Raw genomic sequence first — 17342 nt, forward strand, 5'->3', positions numbered from 1 at the left:
ATCTTTTGGACAGATCGGTCACCCGACTGTCGAAGTCCTGCGGCTTTTCGTGCGCTACGCTGACGCCGTGGAACGAGCCGCCCGCCCGTCCCCGCCGGCCATTACGGGCGCCGAGCCACGTCAGGCGGGGGAGGGCGATCCGGTGACCAGGGTCTTGATCTGTGACGACCGGCGTCACGTCCGGGAAAGTCTCACCCGCGCGGTGGCCGGCGTGCCCGGTGTCAAACACCTCGACTGCGTCGCGCGCGCCGACGAGCTCTCGATCCGGTATGCCCGCGCGCGGGCCGATCTGGTCCTGATCGGCACCCGGCGAGCCGCGCCGGACGGCCTCGAATCCGCACGGTCGCTCATCGCGGCCCATCCCGGCGCCAACGTCGTCGTGTTCGGTGAACCGGACGACGTACCGGCGATCGTGACCGCCATCGCCGACGGTCTGCGCGGCTACTTACGCTGGGAGGTCTCGCGGCCGGAAGTCATCGCCCTGTTCGCCGCCACACTGGCGAAAGTGTCGATCCCTGCCCCGCGAGAACCTTCGACGTCCGGTGTGAAGCTGAGCGAGCGTGAACTCCAAGTGCTTCACGGGGTGAGTGAGGGAAAGAGCAACGAGGAGATCGGCCGCGAGCTGTCCCTGTCCGGGAACACGATCAAAACCCACGTCCGTGGGCTGTTCGGCAAGCTCGGCGCCCGCGATCGAGCGGAAGCGGTCGCGCAGGGTTTCCGGTGTGGCTTCGTGAGCTGACGTCACCCCGGCCGGCGTCCGCGCCTCAGTCGTGAGCGGCGTGGTAGTCGATGGTGCAGTCGGCCAGTCGCCGCGCGGCGTCCGACGCGTGGGTCGAACACAGTGATCCGGTCACCCCGTCCTGGTCGGTGGCCGTCGCGGTGGCCGGTTCAGCGCAGGGGGTGTGGAGCCGGTCGTAGTCCCAGGTGTGGGAGCAGCCCTCGGTGGTGCACCAGGACCGGTCTCCGAGCGAGCGCAAGGTGACGCCGTGGACCGGGCAGATGCCCCAGGGGACGTCGCACAGGTTCGGATCGCGGGCCACTCGGACGCGGGCGAGGTGGTCGGCGCTCCGGCTGATCTCGTCGGTGCATTCGGCCAGTTCGCCGGTCGCTTGGAACAGGGGCCGGGCCAAGCGCCGCAAGTGCGCGTCTGGGGTGGTCCGCAGTCGCGCGGCCATCTCCGCGGTCCGTTCGGCGAGGTCGTCGGCTTCGGCGGCCAGCGCCCGCAACTCGGCCGGCATGGGTTCCGGGGTCTTCGGCTCAGGCATCTTGGTCCCTGCTGGGTGATCGGGCTTTGGTCGGCGAGGAGGCTGCTGGTGCTGATGGCGGAGCGGCTGCCTCCAGAGGGGCACTGTGTCGTAGTGCCCGGGATCCGGTTCCCTGCCTGTCAGGTCTTCGGATCCGTCGGGGGATCGTGCCTCGGCGAATCGGCTTCGTTCATCATGTCTCCTGTTCCCCTCAGGCGGATCGCGCGAACGGGACGCGCGCGGTCGCGGCTGCCTGCAGGTACCCCGGAAACCGTCCGGTCAATCCGTGTGTTCGCGCGGGCGGTGCGTGATCGGCAGATCCGATCCCGGCACCGGGAGCTGCGTTCGTGACGACGAAGTGCTCGCCTCGCTCGAAAACGACACGCGCCTCGCACCAAAGATCGAGGACGTGACCGAAGAACTTGCCCGCCAGGTCGAAACGAAGCGGCTGAACCAGCTTGCCTGTGCCGCGCCGTTCGATGTCACTCGTTCGGTCCGCGGCGGATGAGAGGGCGGGGCGCCGGTTCGACCGGCGCCCCGCCCTGTGATCGTGCTCGCCGAGGATCAGTCGGTGATGTGGAGGTCGTTGCCGGAGCCGACGGTGAGGTGGCTCAGGTCGGCGGCGATGCCGCCGCCGAGTGCGCCGTTGCCGACGTTGCTGACGACGTCGTGGACGTCGTTGACGGAAGCCGCGTGCGAGCCGATGTCCCCGATGTGGTTGGTGACGTCGCCGACGTGGTTGGTGACGTTGCCGACGGCCGAGTCGTTCGCGACGTCGTCGAGGTGGGAGGTCACGCCGGACACCTTGCCGGCGATGTCGCCGACGCCGTGGGCGGTCACGTCGCCGATGGTGTGCTCCAGGCCGGTGTTCACGCCCAGGGTGCTGGTGAGGTCGCCGACGGTGGAGCCGACGCCCTGGGTGCCGTCGATCGCCGAGTCGAGACCGGAGACGTCCTGCAGCCCGGAAGTGAGGTTGCCGCCGTCGAGCGCGCCGGTGACGTCGCCGCCGGTGACGTTGCCCGCGACATCGCCGACGGCGCCGGTGACCGCGCCTACCGGGGCGATCTCCTCGCCGCCGATGTTGTCGATGTTGCCCGCGAGGTCGCCCGCCGCGGTGAAGGGCGCGGCGGCGTTCTGCGTGATCGCGGTCATGCCGCCGACGGCGCCGAGCACGTTGTTCTCGGAGGTGGCGTCGCCGAGGGCGAGGTTCTGGGTGAGCGCCTTGAGCTGCTCGATGGCACCGGCCTGGCCGTTGGTGATCGAGTCGAGGTCGAGGCCGTTCTCGCCGCCGAGGGTGTTGGTGGGGGCGTAGTCGAGGACGAGCGGCAGGATCTCGTGCAGGTCCGCGCCGGAGATGTCGCCGAGGCCGGCGTCGTTCAGTGTCTGCTGCGGGTTGTTCCCGAAGGAGTCGCGAGCCGACGGGTCGTTGAGCAGGTTGAGCGTGAAGTCGTACAGGGACTGCGTGGGGTTCATCGACCGGGCTCTCTGTGGGGACCGTTGTTCCTTGGACGGACCGAAGCTAAGCCCCGGCCCGGGGACGGGACATCGGGTACGACACCTAACGGTGATCTTGTGAACCACCGAGGGGGTCTGATCACCCGTTAGGGGATTCCGTTGGTTTGTGACCGGCGTCTCATTTGTCGACTGGGGGTCACGACGCCCATCTATCGGGACCGCCGGTCTCGAATCCTTCGTGGGTGACCACTTCCGGGGCACCGTTTCGAGGGAGGTACTCGGCGTCATGGACGAGCTGTTGCCGTCGCAGCTGAGAGAGGTGCTGGCCGCGATCGACACCGACCCGGAGGCCGGGGTCCGAGTTGTCCTGTCTGGGCCACCCGGGTACGGGAAGTCGACGGCGCTGGCCGCGGTCGCGCGTCACTATCGCGCCGGCGGCGCCACCGTCCTTTCCCGCGAGGACCTGAGCGCGGCGACGGCCACCGACGCGGTGGTCCTGATCGACGACGTCGACACACTCACCGCCGGTGAGCGGGACCTGCTGGTGGGCCTGGCGGCCGGTGTCTCCCGGCTCGTGGTCACGCATACTCCGGGCGCGGCGGGGTTCGTGGCCGCGGAGCTGCTCACCCCGGCCACCCGGCACATCCGCCTGCCCGCCTGGACCGTGGGGGACGTGGCCCGGTTCGCGGGCCGGTCGCTCACCTCCGAGCGCGCGGCGGCCGTCCGGCGGGCGACCTCGGGGGTACCAAGACTGGTGGCGCGCTGCCTCGCCATACCCGTCGTCGACGAGCTGATCGACGAACTCCGCGGCGAGCTGGACCAGCTGGGCGAACCGGGAACGACCTACTTGATCGTCGCCGGTGTCGCGGGAGGCCGGGACATCGAACTGCTCGCGATCGCCTTGGGCGGATCCCGCGACGACGTCTCGGCGGTCGTCGAGCGGGTCCGGGGTGCGGGACTGCTCGACGCCGACGACGCCGTCCCGCCGGTGGTCGCACGGGCGGTGCGCGCCCACGTCGGTGTCGACCGGGCGTTGACCGTCCTGGTGCGGATGCTCGAAGCCCTGCTCGCCGGGGGACAGCCGGTCCTGCCGATCGCTCGTGAGCTGCAGCGGCTCGGGGCCGGGGGAGCGGTCGTGCGGGCGGGTCTCGAAGCCGCGGCCGCCGAAGTGGTCTTGGACGACCCCGCCATCGCGACCGATCTCTACGCCGCGGCGGTGCGGGGTGGCAGCTCACGGACGCGACTCGCGCCTGCCTGGGCGCGAGTGGCTGTCCTGTCGGGACAGCTCGACCTCGCGTTGCGGCTGGGTGACGAACTGCTCGGCTCGGCCGACCCGGTGGCGCGGCGCCGTGGCGCTCTCGTCGTGGGGACGGTCATGGCCCGGCGCGGCGATCTCGCCCGTGGCGCTGAACTCTTGCGCTGGTCCGGCGAGCCGGGAGCGCTGCTGCTCGCGGACCTCGCCGGCATCGCGCTGGGCGAGGTCGCCGCCGACGGACAGACCGTGGCGGAAGAGCCTGTTCCGGCGTTCGGGCATGTCGCCGGGCGGATGCTCGACGGGATCCGCGAGTCCATCACCGGGCGGTCCGGAGCCGCGCTCACGACCCTGCTGGCCTCCTCGGACACGGCCGAGGCCACCGGTATGGCACATCTGCTGCCGGATTCCCCGGCCGCGCTCACCGCGACAGTGGCTCTGCACGCGGCCGAATTCGATCTCGCCCACGGCGTCCTGACCCGCGCGGCCGCCGATGATCGGCACGAGCTTCTGCTGGGCTGGACCGCGATGCTCCGCGGCGACCTCGCCACGGCCGAGACACACCGTTCGTCCCTGCAAGAGCAGACCGGTCGGCTGTCGCCGCGGGACGAGCTCTTCCTGCGCGCCCTCGAACTCGGACTGGCCCGCCGCGCCGACACCCCGGACGCGACCCGCGAGGCCTGGGCGGGTGCCTACGAGGCGATGATGAGACAGCCGGTCACCCTGTTCTCCTTGCTGCCCCTGGGAGAACTGCTCATCGCGGCGGCACGGGTCGACGAGGGATTCCGCGTCGCCGCCCACCGCGAACAAGCCTTCGAACTGCTCGACCGGCTCGGCAGACCGGCGCTGTGGTCGGCCTGGCTGCACTGGTCCGTGTTCCATGCCGCCGTCGTCTCCGGCGACCGGGATACGGCCGGCGACGCGATCGAGAACCTCACCGGGCACTCCACGAGCGGGCGCCTGCTTCCCGCGTTCACCGCCGCGGGTACCCAGTGGCTCGCGGTCCTGGACGGCGTCATCGATGTCGAGGCGGTACTGGCCGGGGCGAGGCTGCTTCACCGCGCCGGGCTGAGCTGGGACGCCGCCCGGCTGGCTGGGCAGGCCGCGATCCGTGCCACCGACCGAACCGCCATGACGACCCTGCTGCGCGCGGTCAAGCGATTCCCGTCCTCGGCGATCGGCGTCGCCGAAAACGCGACGCCCGCCCCCGCCGAGCTCCCCACTTTGACCCCGCGTGAAAGCGACATCGGGCGCCTCGTGGTCGAGGGCCACACCTACCGGGAAATCGGCGATCTCCTGCACATCTCCGGAAAGACCGTCGAGCATCACATGGCCCGCGTCCGAGCCAAACTGGGCGCCCATGACCGGCGCACGATCGCCGCGTTGCTGAGTGGGATGTTCGGCGAAAGGCAATGACAGCCACTCCGAGCTCGACGGTGCTTTTCGAGCCGGGCGGTAGGAAATTCGGCTATGGGGGTCCTAAATTCTTCCTGAGGGAATCTCCGGCGTCACCCACAGGCGTGATCATTTTCCCGGCGCCCACTCCTTGGCGTCCCTGCTGCGAATTGTTCATGGTCCGGATCAGGGCGTGACCGTTTTGACGAGGGTCGAATTCGATGTTCGCCCGAGGACAAGGAGCATGATCGTGAGCACTGTTCGCCGTCGCATCATCGCCATCGTCGCATTGCCCGCAGCGGCATTCGGCATCCTGCTGGCGGGCGCTGGAACCGCCTCGGCGGCACCGGCCGCCTCAGCACCTGCCGACCACGGCCATCATCACCACCACCACGGTCTCGGCCTCAATCTGAATCTCAGCGTCCTGCTGGGCCTGCACGGTCACGGCATCGGCTGGGACCACGACGGGTGCGACGACCACGGTGGTCTGCTGGGTCTCGGCTGATCCGGGCCGGCGGGTGGCCTCGCACGATGTTCGGTTCGTCGTGCGAGGCCACCCGCCGGGAGCGGGATCCGGATCGGACCAAGCTGTCCGGCCGGCGAGCACGAAAGCAGACTGTCCACGTAGTTCAGCTCTGCCCGCCGGCGGCAAAGGTCCGGCGGACGGGGTGCGCCCGTCGTCGTGCGTAGCCAGGACACGGGCGGGAAGGAGATCGTACGTGTTTGGCAAACGCTATGCCGCATCGATGATCAACCGGAGTGCGGAGAATCAGCAGGACCGGCGCCGATTCCTGCGCGCCGCCGGAGTAACCGGCCTGGGCGTGGTCGGTGTGGGGGCGCTCGGCGGAATCGCCGGCCCTGTCGCCTCCGCGGGAACCGTCCGGCAGGCCGCGGGCGAAGCGGCGTCCGAAGGCGTCAGCGACGGCGCCGTACTCAACTTCGCGCTCAACCTCGAGTACCTCGAAGCGGAGTTCTACCTGCACGCCGTCACCGGCAAGGGGCTCGCCGACTCGCTCACCACCGGAACCGGCACCCGTGGCGGGGTGACCGGTGGCCGTGCTGTGAAGTTCAAGACCAAGGCGGCGAAGCAGTACGCCCAGGAAATCGCCGGCGATGAAAAGGCCCATGTCGAGTTCCTGCGCACCGCTCTGGGCTCGGCCGCGGTGAGCCGTCCGGCCATCGACCTGCAGTCCAGTTTCACCGCCGCGGCACAGGCCGCGGGTCTCGTCCGGAAAGGACAGAGCTTCGACGCGTTCGCCTGCGAGGAGAACTTCCTGCTCGCCGCGTACCTGTTCGAAGACCTCGGCGTCACCGCGTACAAGGGCGCCGCTCCGTTGATCACCAACAAGACCTACCTCGAAGCCGCCGCAGGGATCCTGGCCGTCGAGGCGTACCACGCCGCGAACATCCGTTCCGCGCTCTACCAGCACTCCGGCGGCATCCTCGGGCTCGGTCTGCTCGGCCGCGATCTGCGGGAGGCGAGCGTGAAGCTGTCCGACGCCCGGGACAGCCTCGACGGCAAGACCGATCTCGACCAGGGAGTCGTGGATGGACAGGGGCGAGCGAACATCGTCCCGACCGACGTCAACGGCATCGCCTACAGCCGCTCGCCGGGTCAGGTTCTCAACATCGTCTACCTGACCCCCAAGGCCGCCACTTCCGGCGGCTTCTTCCCCAAGGGTGTCAACGGAGAGGTGAACACCAGCGACCCGAACGGCTGATCACACGTCTGACCGGTCCGGGTGGAAGACGCAGTCCACCCGGACCGGCCGGACACAGTCCAGCAAGGACTTCAGCGCTCATCGTGCCTTCGTGCGGGAACGAGCGCCCACACCACTTTTCCGTTTCCCTCGGGCCGGGCACCCCACTCCAGCGACAGGTGCGTGACGAGAAGAAGCCCGTGATAGCCGTGAACCGATCCGCTGCCGGATCTCGTCTTCAGGCTCTCGAGGTCCGGGTCGTCGTCGGTGACTTCGATCAGGACACCACGGATCTGCCTGGTGATCCGGAGTTCACCGGGCGTGGTCGTGTATCGGTAGGCGTTGGCGACCAGTTCGTCGAGTACGAGCAGTACCGCGCCCAGCGAATCTTCTTTGCCGTGACCGAATCCCAGGCAGCCGGCCACCGTCGAGCGCACACGGCGTTGCTCGGGTCGCTTCGCCAGGGCGAGCTTGATCTCCGCTGTCCAGGCCACGCGTTTGATCAGCCGGTCGAGTTCGAAGTCGATGTCTTCCGGGAAATCCGAGTCCTCGCGCATCCCGCTCCCTCGTCGGCACAGGTCTACGAGTTTTCGGGGCAACGACGGAAGCGGGCGGGTGGCGTCACTCGTTCGGTGCGACCAGCGATAGGCCGGAAACGGCCACGCGTCCCGCGGCAGCGCTTTCATCCCGGTCATCTCACTCCATGGCCACGGCGGCGACTGGAACCCGTCTGGGCACCGTCCGGATACGAATCACGTGTATGAGGCTCGGGGACAGGCTCACGGCGATGGCCATGCACGCGTCGGCGCGGTGGACCGTGCGATACGGGGAACCGTTGCGGTTCGCCGGGGGTGATCTGCCGAAGCCGGAGGTCGTCCGTGTCCCGACCCGGCATGGCCGAGTCCGCGTGTATGTCCACCGCCCGCCGGCTTCACCCTTCGATGGTGCGTACGTGCACTTTCACGGCGGTGCCTGGCTGATGCGCTACCCGGCCATGGACGACTGGTGGTGCCGCTATGTCGCGGCCACGACGGGTTTGACGGTGTACAACGTCGACTTCCGGTGCGGTCCTTATGCCGCGTTCCCGGTGGCGCAGCACCAGTGCTTCGACGTCGCGTCCTGGGCGGCCGGCGGGGCGAGGGTGGTGGTCGGGGGTTTCTCTTCCGGCGGCGGGCTCGCGGCGGCCGTCTGCCTGCAGGCCCGGGACGGGGGCGACTGGCTGCCCGCGCTGCAGATGCTCGGCGTGCCCGCGCTGGATCTCGCGAGCGATCCGGATCCGGCCGCGGGCGGGATGATCTCGCCGGGTCTGCGTGACCTGGTCCGCCGGGTGTACTTCCCGGACCCGTCGACCCGGCGTCATCCCTACGCGTCACCTTTGCTGGCCACTGATCTGACCGGATTGCCGCGCGCAGTCATTCTCACCGGCGAGCACGACGCTTTGCGCGGGGACGGTGACCGGTACGCGGCCCGGCTGCGCGAAGCCCGCGTCGACGTCGTGTACGACCAGACACCCGGGGTGGATCACTACTTCCTCACCGACGACCCCGTCCGGGCCCGCACGACCATGGCCTGGGTGGCTGACGAGATCCGCCGGGCTGTTTCAGACGCCGACCCGGAATGACGTCGCCGCTCGCACGGGGCCTTCGAAGATGCCCGTGGCGTTACACGAGATCGGAAAAATCACTCGGTCGGGTCCGCTATTCGACTTTGGGTACGAATTTCGCGCCCGGGTAGTTCGGTAGTGGGAATCCGGAATTCACTCGAAGTTGCGTGGTAGCGGTCTCCTGCCAGGCGGGAAATCGTTTCTGGCAGACTGGCCGATCTGGTCGGGCAGGGGGACGAAACCGAAAGGGTGCCATGATTGTCCAGCTGAGTGTGCGTTCGGCGAATACGGACGACGACCTTGTCGCCCTGCAGCAGGTCCGAGCCGCTGTCGCCGAAGGAGAACCGGGTGGCGCGTTCGAAACGATTTCCGCCGGCGCCGACTCGGGCGGCGTCGGCATCGAGATCGACGCCAGTCGGATCAAGGACATCGACGCACTCGTGAAAAGAATCCCCGACGGGATCGATGGCGCCGCCTGATGATCGACTACACCGGATCCAGTGCCGTACTCATCGGCGTTTCCCACTGCGAGGACGAGAATGTCCCTGAAGTTCTTTCGGCCGCGCGGAGCCTCCAGGAGATGCGGGCGCTCCTGACCGACCCGGACCTGTGCGGCTGGCCGGAAGATCGCGTCACGGTCATCGGGAATCCACTCACTGCGAGCGAGCTCGCCCAGCGCCTGGGCGAGCTCGCCGAGCAGACCACGGGAACGCTGCTGATCTACTTCGTCGGACACGGCGCGCTGGCAGATACGGGGGAACTCTGCCTCGTCGTCGGCGAAACCGAGATCGCGTGCCCGGATCTGACCCACCTGAAGTTCCGCCATTTCCGGTCAGTGGTGGTCGACAGCCCGGCGAAGTCCAAGATCGTCATCTTCGACTGCTGCTACTCCGATAAGGTGATCGCGAAGCTGAGTGCGGACGACACACTGCTCGCCGGCTGGACCGAAATCTGGGGCGCGTACACACTCGCGGCCGCGGACAGACAGACGCGGACACCGCCCGCGGACAGCGAGCAAGGCACCCTGTTCACCGAGGCATTCGTCGGGGCGGTGCGCAAAGGACTGCCCGGGGACCTGAAGACCCTGACCTTCCACGACATCTATCCACAACTGCTGCAGCGAGCCTTGGCAGCCGAACTTCCCCAGCCGAGTCAAGGCGGAACCGACACCATTCTGCGGTATCCGTTCTCCCGTAACGCCGCTTTCGGCAAGGCCGCCGGACTCGCGCCGGAACCGACGCCCGAACCTGTTCTCGAACCGCCGCCTCACCACCCTCGCCGACGCCGTCGCGCCTGGGGCGTCGGCATCAGCGTGCTCGTCGTGTCGGTGGCCGTGGCCTGGTACGCCCTCACGCCGGAACGGAAAGACAAGAACACGCAGAACGCGATCCCGTCGTCAGCGGTCCCGGCGACGACGGGAGCGCCGGCGCCGGTCAGCTCCGCGCCGCCGACGGCCGGATCACCGACAAGCAAGCCCTCGACGTCCGTCCGCGCCGCCGCGGCCGCCGCGCCCGGAGACCTCGACGCGGTCAATTCCGGTGGGCAGGTCACGGTGAGCTGGACCGCGCCAGACCTGGCGGGCGGTCAGTTCGTGTCCTACCAGGTCAGCGGCACCGGACTCGGCGAGAGGTCCGTGACGACCACGGACACGACCTACACGGGCGTGCCCGGCGGTTCGAACATCACCTTCACTGTCTGGGCCATCACCAAGACCGTCACCGGGCAACGACTCACGGGAGCTCCCGCGGTGAAGAAGCTGGCGATCCCGGCGTCACCGCAGATCACCATCAGCCGCGGCGCCGATACCGGCAGTGCGAAATGCGAGAAGCCGGATTGCTCGTGGATCAACGCCCGGTTGACCGGCTTCCAGCCAGGGACCACCTACCAGATCTACCCCTACGCCAACGGGCTCGTCTTCAGCGAACCGTGCGTGGCCACGGCGGACGCGAACGGTTCGGCCACGTGCGACGACGTCCGCTACGACGTGCCCGACACCAACGTCTTCGAATACGTGAACACACCGTCGGGCCGGATCCAGTCCAACGTCCTCCACTGGGAACGCCGATTGCCCGGAGCCGACGTCCACGACACCTCGGTGTGGCGGCGAGGCCAGGTTGTGCCTGAAGGCCCGCCTGGTCGATGTGGCTGGTCAGGTCCCGAGTCCGCGGCGGAAGCCGTGGGCGACGGCTCGCCTCAGCCGGGAACACCCGTCAAGCGGGGATCGCGTCGGTCTTGCGCAGCCAGGAGCGATGTTCGCCCAACTGCGCGATGAACGAGGCGAAGAAGCCGTCGGGGAGGCTCGATTCGGCCGCGGTGGTGGTCACCACGCCCTGGTCGATCAGCGTTTCCCTGTCGTCGGCCAGCTTCGAGGTCACCCCGGCCCGGCGCAGCAGATCCAGACCGGAGCCGAACGCGGCCACCGGCTTCCCGTGCTTGTAGGCCTCGGCGACGAAGTGCACCGCGTAGCCGTCGCGTTCGAGGACGGAGATGGAAGCCGGGCCGCACGGTACGACGACGGCGTCGTAGAGCACCGAGGCCATGGTGTTGAGCTGCCGGTCGGGCCGCAGCGGATCGCCCTCGCCACCGGGCCTGAGTTCGGCCTCGGTGGGGGACAGGACTTCGGCGATCGCGCCTTGCTCGGTCAGTGCCTCGACGACGCGGCCGACGCCGATCGTGTCCACGCCGTCGGCGGCGAGTACGGCTACCTTCCGGGTGGTCGCCGCACCGGAGGGCTGATTGAGCTGGGAAAGCGCGGGGGAGGTGCGGTCGTGGTGCGGGGTGGCCGGCGCGGCGGGCACGCTCACCCCGATTCCCTCGGCCACCCTGGCCGCCAGGTCGTGGTCGACGTTGTTGAGTTCGGTGACCGTCCTGGCCCGGACCTCCCGGTCCCCGACCTTGCCGAGTTCGAACCGGAACGCGGCGACGATGTGCTCGCGTTCGACCGTGGACATGCTGTTCCAGAACAGTGTCGCCTGGCTGTGGAAGTCCTTGAAACTCTCGCTGCGTTCCCGGATCTTGTGGCCCGAAACGGCTTCGGTGTAGTGCCGGAAGACGTCCGAATCGGCGATCGCCGGGCAGCCGCCGCCGAGCGAGTTCGGGAAGTAGCTCGTCCGTCCCTTGTGGACCCGGTGCTGTCCGTGCCCGTCGCGCTGGTTCGTGTGCACCGGTGCGATCGGCCGGTTCACCGGGAGCTGGGAGAAGTTGGGACCGCCGAGCCGGATCAGCTGGGTGTCGAGGTACGAGAAGTTCCGTGCCTGCAACAGCGGATCGTTGGTGAAGTCGATGCCGGGGACGATGTTCGCGGTGTGGAAGGCGATTTGCTCGGTCTCGGCGAAGAAGTCGTCCGGGTTGCGGTCGAGAACCATCCGTCCGACCGGCCGTACGGGCACCTGTTCTTCGGGGATGATCTTGGTGGCGTCGAGCAGGTCGAAGTCGAAGTCGTGCTCGGCGTCCTCGTCGACCAGCTGGACACCCAGTTCCCACTCCGGATACTGCCCGGCCTCGATCGCGTCCCACAGGTCGCGCCGGTTGAAGTCGGGATCCTTGCCCGCGATCTTCTGGCATTCGTCCCACACCAGGGAATGCGTGCCGAGGACCGGCTTCCAGTGGAACTTCACGAAGGTGCCCTTGCCCTCGGCGTCGACGAGCCGGAAGGTGTGGACGCCGAAGCCCTGCATCATCCGGTAGCTGCGCGGCAACGCCCGATCGGACATCAGCCAGAGCACCATGTGCAGGCTCTCCGGTTGCAGTGAGACGAAGTCCCAGAACGTGTCGTGGGCCGACTGGGCCTGCGGGATCTCGTTGTGCGGCTCGGGTTTGACCGCGTGCACGAAGTCGGGGAACTTGATGCCGTCCTGGATGAAGAACACCGGCATGTTGTTCCCGACCAGGTCGTAGTTTCCCTGACGGGTGTAGAACTTGGTCGCGAAGCCGCGGACGTCGCGGACGGTGTCGGCCGAGCCCCGTGACCCGGCGACGGTGGAGAACCGCACGAACACGGGGATCTTCTCGCCGCTGGTGAGGAACTCGGCGACGGTGAGGTCCGCGAGCGTGTCGTCGTAGGCCTCGAAGAAGCCGTAGGCACCCGCGCCGCGCGCGTGCACGACACGTTCGGGGATGCGCTCGTGGTCGAAATGCGTGATCTTCTCGCGCGCGTGGAAGTCTTCGAGCAGGGTCGGGCCCCGGGCCCCCACCGTCAGCGAGTCGTCGGTGTGATCGACCCGGACGCCCTGTTGTGTCGTCAACGCGGTGCCGTCCGGATCCACCCGGTTTCCTCGCAGTTGGTCGTCCTTCGCGTCTTCTCGATGCTGTGCCACAGGTCCCGTCCCTTCACGATCGTGGGTTCCCTCGCGGCTACCCCCGCTCGCCGCCGGTAAACGGATACGTGTGCGGGACGGGGACTCCGGGTAACCGCCTTCCGAGATCACGAGGGAGGTGCGATGGGTGACGTCCGGAACCGCTGGACGGCGCCGTTCGGGTGGGTCGCCAGGGTGTTCCGCGTTCCCGGGGAGGAACGCCGGAGTCTCGTCCAGACCGCGAAGGCGGCGGCCGCGGCGGTGATCGCGTGGGTCGTCGCGACCGCTGTTCTCGATCTGCCACAACCGTTCCTGGCGCCGTACGCGGCTGTGTTCCTCGTACAGGCCACCGTCTACCGGTCGCTGCGCGGCTGGGCGCAGCAGGTCGGTGCGGTCGCGTGGGAGTACTGCTCGCGGCGGGAGCAGGTCACTTCGTCCCGTCGGTGACGGTCGCGCTCGGGCTGGTCGTCTTCAGCGGCCTGCTGATCGGCTCGTGGCGGGGGTTCGGCGACTCGGGTGTGTGGGTCGGGGTCACCGGCATGCTGCTGATCTCCTACGGCAGTGCGACCGAGCCCGTCCTGCTCGCGGACAGGCTGCTGGAGACCGCCTTGGGGGCGGCGATCGGCGCGGTGCTGAACGCGGTGATCCTGCCGCCGCTGCACGGGGAACGCCTGCGCGCGGCGACGTCCCGCCTGGCCTCGGCGATCGCCGGCGTCCTCGACGAGACCGCGGCACTGGTCCGCGGTGGCGAGCCGCCCGAAGCGGCCGATCTCCTGCACGACCGGATGCTCGACGTCCGCAGCCTGGTCGCCGAGGCGGAGGACGCCATCGGCTGGACCCAGGAAGGCCGGTACCTGAACCTCCGCGGACGGCGTGAGGCCAGGGAGGAGCCGCTGGCGAACCTCGTCTCCCTGTGGCCGCCGCTCGCCCAGCTGATCGACGCGGTGAGCGAGGCGGCCCGGAGCGAGCAGCCGTTCCGGCACCCTGGCGAGTACGCGCGCGGGGTGGTCGGCGACCTGCTCGAAGCGCTCGCCGAGGTAGCTCGTTCGGGTGATCCGGACCGGCTCGATCGATGCTGCAAGCTGGTCGAGGAGGTCGACCACCTGCTCGTCACGCCCACGACCGAGGTCACGACGTCGATCGGCCTGGGGGCGATGGCGCTGCCCGCCCGCCGTCTCGTGCAGCGGATCCACGCCGATTAAGCCGGCGCGGCGGCGGGTAACCACACTGGTGATCAATGACGACAAGCGGCTCGGTGCCGCGAAGGTGCTGACATGAGGGAACGATTCCACGGTGAACTGAGCGTCCTCGGCGACCTCTTGACGACCATGTGCGGCATGGCGCGCGAGGAGCTCCGCCTGGCCAACCGGGTGTTTCTCGACCGGGACACCGAGGCGGTCGCCGAACTGGCGACGGTCGAGGCGAAGCTGAACGCGGCGCGGACCGAATGCGAAGAAACCGCGCAGAAGCTGCTCGCCCTGCAAGCTCCCGTCGCCGGTGACCTGCGGGCCGTGCTCGCGGCGGTGTTCTGCGCCGACCGGCTGGAGCGGATGGGCGACCTGGCCCAGCACATCGCCGAGCAGGCGGCGCGGGAGCCCGAGTTCGCCGTCCCCGGCCATCTCGCCGGCCGTTTCGGCGAGATGGCCGGTCTGGTGAGCTTGATGGCGGAAGACCTCGGCGCGGCCGTCGAAGGGCCGACGGCCGAGGTGTTCCACTCGCTGGCCCGGACCGATGAGCGCGTCGACGCGCTGTACGAGGAGCTGATGACGCTGGTCACAGGTCCGGAGTGGACAGACGGCGTCGCGCCCGCGATTTCGGTGGCCCTGCTGGCACGGTTCTACGAACGCTTCGCCGACCAAGCCGTCTCGGTGGCCCGCCGGGTGGATTTCACGCTCACCGGGGAACTGCCGGAATCCTCCGTCCGGGACGCTCCCGCCGAGCTTTGAGCGCTAGTGTGAAGGCCCCTTCTCTCGGCTGAGCCGAGAGAAGGGGCCTTCACGGGAAATCAGGTGGTGCGGCCTTCCAGCGCGTCCCGGATCTTGTCGATGAAAGCCGTCCCCGGCCCCAGGATCCGGTTGGCGGGCGGCTGGTCAGGAGCGGCGGGATGCGGCCGGGTCGGCGCGATCTCCTTGGCCCGCAACACCTTCTCACCCAGCTCCCGCAGATCTTCCGGAGAACAGGCTGCCTGGAGCTTCGGGAGCAGGTCGCTCTCTTCCTCTTCGATGTGGTGCCGGACGTCCTCGATCAGCTTGGAGACGAGTTCGTCGAACCGTTTGTCCTTGGGTTCCAGGCCGATGAGCTCGCTCATCACTCGTTCGGCTTCGGCGTGCTCTTCGAGTTCGTGCCCGACGACGTCGTCCCCGTCCGGGATGTGCTTTCGCGCGGCGGGATACATGTGCTGTTCCTCCGCGACCGAATGCCGGACGAGTTCGGCGATCACGTGGTCCGCGAGGTCCTTGCGGTGCTGATCACCGCCCTTGCCGGACTCGAGTTCCTTGAAGATCCGTTCGAAGGCGCGGTGATCCTCGGTGATCACCGAGACGAGGTCGTGGTTCGTGGTGGTGGTCATGGACAACTCCTGTCCGTGGTCGTCAGTCCGACCTCCACCGAGTACCCGCATCCGGCTGTTCAATCACCCGGATTCGTCGGTGGCCCGATGCGGCGCGCCGACGGGTTTCGATTCGGGGGAGCCACGTTGGCGCAGGTACAAGCTGAACACCGCCATCGAACCGATGGCGAGGAATTCCGACTGCCAGTTCTGGAGTGCGCGGTTCCAAAAGTCCGAGGACGCCAGGTAGCCGAACCACGACACCGGATCACCGAATTCGACGATCTGCTCGGCGTTGTAGGTGCTCATCCCGGCGATCGATTGGGCGAGCCAGGACAACAGGAAGAGTCCCAGCATCACCAGTCCGAGTGACATCGAGAAGACTCCCCGCCGCCAGCCGTCCGCCCGCGCCCAGTTCGGCGAATCGACCGTCGCGTGCCGCCCGACCTGCTGGTCCTCGTCCGTTTCCAGGCCGGCCCGGCCGAGGGGTTGGATTCGGGGGAGCCCCGTTGCAGCAGCCACACGGTGGCGAACACGTACAGGAAGAACTGGAGGTATTCCGATTGCCAGTTTTCGGCGACGTCGACGGCGAAAGCCGCGGAGGTCACGTAGTCGAGCAGACCGACGGGTTCGGCGGCGTGACTGAGCCGCCCATCGTTGTAGTCGGCCAGACCGGACAGTGTCTGTCCCGCGAGACTCACCAGGAACAGCAGTCCGAAAACCAGCGAAAGCGCGTTGTCACGAAGAAAGCGTCGCTGATCCGACCCTTCACCGGTGCAGCAGACCCAGCATGACGCAGTAACCGAGTACGGCCACGACGAAGACGAGGTAGACGGTGAACACCGGACGCGCTTTCATGGGCCACCCACCGCGCAGTCGTAGACTTGCTCGTTGCGGTGGTGGCACCCCGCGCCGGTGATCAGCCAGCCGGTGGCGGACTCGTGCAGGAAGAGGGTGTCGCGCGCGGTCTTCACCTGGGCTTCTTCGCTCCAGACGGAAACCGTCTCGGGCGCTCCGACCGGAATTTTCGCGGTGGCGAGACCATGTTCGCAGCTTTCCGGCGTCCAGGACTGCCGTGACCGGGGCGCCAGCAGGGCGCACGCCCGCTCGCTCCCGTGCACCCGGCGAGCAGCAGGCATGCGCTGAAGCCAGGGTTCTGCCGATCATGGCGGGGGGATACCCCGCCATCCGGTCGCCTGCACCTAGCGGTCGATCATGACGCGGGGTACTGGTTGTCCCGGAGAAGGTTCGCCAGGTGGACGGCGTTGGCCGCCAACGTCGAGTTGGTCGACTCGACCGCTTCGGGCGTTTCTTCGAGGTCGTTGTAGTCGCCGCCCTTCATCGCCTCGCCGTTCCAGTAGGTCCCGCCCTGCGCGGGCACCGTGAAACCGGTGTCGTTGAGGGCCTGGAACAGATCGGCGGTGATCTTGTGCGCGCCGTCCTCGTTGCCGACGACGGCGGTGACACCGACCTTGCCGAACGTCGTGGGCCTGCCCTCATCGTCCGTTTCGGACAGTTCGGCGTCGAGCCGTTCCAGGACACGCTGGGCCACACTGGACATGTGGCCGACCCAGGTCGGCGTAGAGATCAGCAGGATGTCGGCGGCTTGGATCTTGCGACGGATTTCGGGCCAGGCGTCGCCTTCGCCCATGTCCGCTTCCACACCCGGCTTGACGTCGTGGTCGACCACGCGCACGAGTTCGCCGGTGGCGCCGTGTTCGGCCAGCTTGTCGAGCAGTTGCCGGGCGATCAGCTCGCTGCTGGACGGCGCGGGTGACGGTTTCAGCGAGCAAACCAGTGCGAGGGCCTTCAAGGGCTGGGTCATCGTGTCCTCCTGTCCATGCCCGCGG

At 68.3% G+C, this 17342-nt stretch carries 16 protein-coding genes and 2 pseudogenes; 10 read left to right on the plus strand and 8 right to left on the minus strand.

Annotated elements, in window-relative coordinates; all coding sequences use genetic code 11:
- The first annotated feature begins 142 nt into the window (after positions 1-142).
- Complete coding sequence (locus AB0N89_RS02290; RefSeq protein WP_364199321.1) at positions 143-739, plus strand: response regulator transcription factor; 597 nt, start codon at positions 143-145, stop codon at positions 737-739.
- A gap of 25 nt (positions 740-764) precedes the next feature.
- Here AB0N89_RS02290 and AB0N89_RS02295 read toward each other — a convergent pair whose 3' ends face one another.
- Complete coding sequence (locus AB0N89_RS02295; protein ID WP_364199323.1) at positions 765-1265, minus strand: hypothetical protein; 501 nt, start codon at positions 1263-1265, stop codon at positions 765-767.
- A 286-nt stretch (positions 1266-1551) separates the two neighbouring features.
- Here AB0N89_RS02295 and AB0N89_RS02300 point away from each other — a divergent pair, with 286 nt between their 5' ends.
- Positions 1552-1752: a hypothetical protein gene (locus tag AB0N89_RS02300; RefSeq protein ID WP_364199325.1), complete on the plus strand. Its 201-nt coding sequence runs from the start codon at positions 1552-1554 to the stop codon at positions 1750-1752.
- Positions 1753-1808: 56 nt separating this feature from the next.
- Here AB0N89_RS02300 and AB0N89_RS02305 read toward each other — a convergent pair whose 3' ends face one another.
- On the minus strand, positions 1809-2717 hold the full coding sequence (locus tag AB0N89_RS02305) for an IniB N-terminal domain-containing protein (protein WP_364199326.1): 909 nt from the start codon (positions 2715-2717) through the stop codon (positions 1809-1811).
- Between the two features lie 268 nt (positions 2718-2985).
- Between AB0N89_RS02305 and AB0N89_RS02310 the strand changes: the two genes are divergently transcribed.
- The 3 genes from AB0N89_RS02310 (at position 2986) to AB0N89_RS02320 (ending at position 7067) form a co-directional block, all read left to right on the plus strand.
- On the plus strand, positions 2986-5367 hold the full coding sequence (locus tag AB0N89_RS02310) for a helix-turn-helix transcriptional regulator (RefSeq protein WP_364199328.1): 2382 nt from the start codon (positions 2986-2988) through the stop codon (positions 5365-5367).
- A 223-nt stretch (positions 5368-5590) separates the two neighbouring features.
- Positions 5591-5851 carry a hypothetical protein gene (locus tag AB0N89_RS02315; protein WP_364199330.1) on the plus strand — a complete coding sequence of 87 codons (261 nt, stop codon included), beginning with the start codon at positions 5591-5593 and terminating at the stop codon, positions 5849-5851.
- 214 nt (positions 5852-6065) lie between these two features.
- Positions 6066-7067 (plus strand): ferritin-like domain-containing protein, encoded by a 1002-nt coding sequence (locus tag AB0N89_RS02320; protein WP_364199332.1) that lies wholly within the window; start codon positions 6066-6068, stop codon positions 7065-7067.
- Positions 7068-7138: 71 nt separating this feature from the next.
- On the opposite strand, the gene AB0N89_RS02325 is transcribed toward AB0N89_RS02320, so the two are convergent.
- Entirely contained in the window at positions 7139-7603 is a 465-nt protein-coding gene (locus AB0N89_RS02325) for an ATP-binding protein (RefSeq protein ID WP_364199334.1), read from the minus strand.
- A gap of 395 nt (positions 7604-7998) precedes the next feature.
- Between AB0N89_RS02325 and AB0N89_RS02330 the strand changes: the two genes are divergently transcribed.
- The 3 genes from AB0N89_RS02330 to AB0N89_RS02340 all read left to right on the plus strand — a co-directional run bounded on the left by AB0N89_RS02330 (position 7999) and on the right by AB0N89_RS02340 (position 10921).
- Complete coding sequence (locus AB0N89_RS02330) at positions 7999-8667, plus strand: alpha/beta hydrolase fold domain-containing protein (RefSeq protein WP_364199336.1); 669 nt, start codon at positions 7999-8001, stop codon at positions 8665-8667.
- A gap of 236 nt (positions 8668-8903) precedes the next feature.
- Complete coding sequence (locus tag AB0N89_RS02335) at positions 8904-9128, plus strand: hypothetical protein (protein ID WP_364199337.1); 225 nt, start codon at positions 8904-8906, stop codon at positions 9126-9128.
- Positions 9128-10921, plus strand: coding sequence for a hypothetical protein (locus AB0N89_RS02340; RefSeq protein WP_364199339.1), 1794 nt, complete (start codon positions 9128-9130; stop codon positions 10919-10921). The genes AB0N89_RS02335 and AB0N89_RS02340 overlap by 1 nt, the downstream gene beginning before the upstream one ends.
- On the opposite strand, the gene AB0N89_RS02345 is transcribed toward AB0N89_RS02340, so the two are convergent.
- Positions 10860-12965 carry a catalase gene (locus tag AB0N89_RS02345; protein ID WP_364199340.1) on the minus strand — a complete coding sequence of 702 codons (2106 nt, stop codon included), beginning with the start codon at positions 12963-12965 and terminating at the stop codon, positions 10860-10862. The two genes, AB0N89_RS02340 and AB0N89_RS02345, sit on opposite strands and share 62 nt — an antisense overlap.
- A 123-nt stretch (positions 12966-13088) precedes the next feature.
- Here AB0N89_RS02345 and AB0N89_RS02350 point away from each other — a divergent pair.
- A pseudogene (locus tag AB0N89_RS02350) lies at positions 13089-14146 on the plus strand (FUSC family protein).
- Positions 14147-14218: 72 nt separating this feature from the next.
- Positions 14219-14890 carry a PhoU domain-containing protein gene (locus AB0N89_RS02355; protein WP_364199341.1) on the plus strand — a complete coding sequence of 224 codons (672 nt, stop codon included), beginning with the start codon at positions 14219-14221 and terminating at the stop codon, positions 14888-14890.
- 59 nt (positions 14891-14949) lie between these two features.
- On the opposite strand, the gene AB0N89_RS02360 is transcribed toward AB0N89_RS02355, so the two are convergent.
- From AB0N89_RS02360 to AB0N89_RS02375, 4 genes and pseudogenes are all read right to left on the minus strand, one after another.
- Positions 14950-15513, minus strand: coding sequence for a hemerythrin domain-containing protein (locus tag AB0N89_RS02360; RefSeq protein ID WP_364199342.1), 564 nt, complete (start codon positions 15511-15513; stop codon positions 14950-14952).
- A 63-nt stretch (positions 15514-15576) separates the two neighbouring features.
- A pseudogene (locus tag AB0N89_RS02365) lies at positions 15577-16193 on the minus strand (DUF6766 family protein).
- Between the two features lie 153 nt (positions 16194-16346).
- Positions 16347-16631 (minus strand): hypothetical protein, encoded by a 285-nt coding sequence (locus tag AB0N89_RS02370; protein ID WP_364199344.1) that lies wholly within the window; start codon positions 16629-16631, stop codon positions 16347-16349.
- Between the two features lie 74 nt (positions 16632-16705).
- The gene (locus AB0N89_RS02375) at positions 16706-17317 is read right to left on the minus strand and encodes an NAD(P)H-dependent oxidoreductase (RefSeq protein WP_364199346.1); all 612 of its coding nucleotides are present in this window, start codon (positions 17315-17317) and stop codon (positions 16706-16708) included.
- Between the last annotated feature and the right edge of the window lie 25 nt (positions 17318-17342).

It is taken from the genome of Amycolatopsis sp. NPDC089917 (assembly GCF_040684635.1).
Lineage (GTDB): Bacteria > Actinomycetota > Actinomycetes > Mycobacteriales > Pseudonocardiaceae > Amycolatopsis.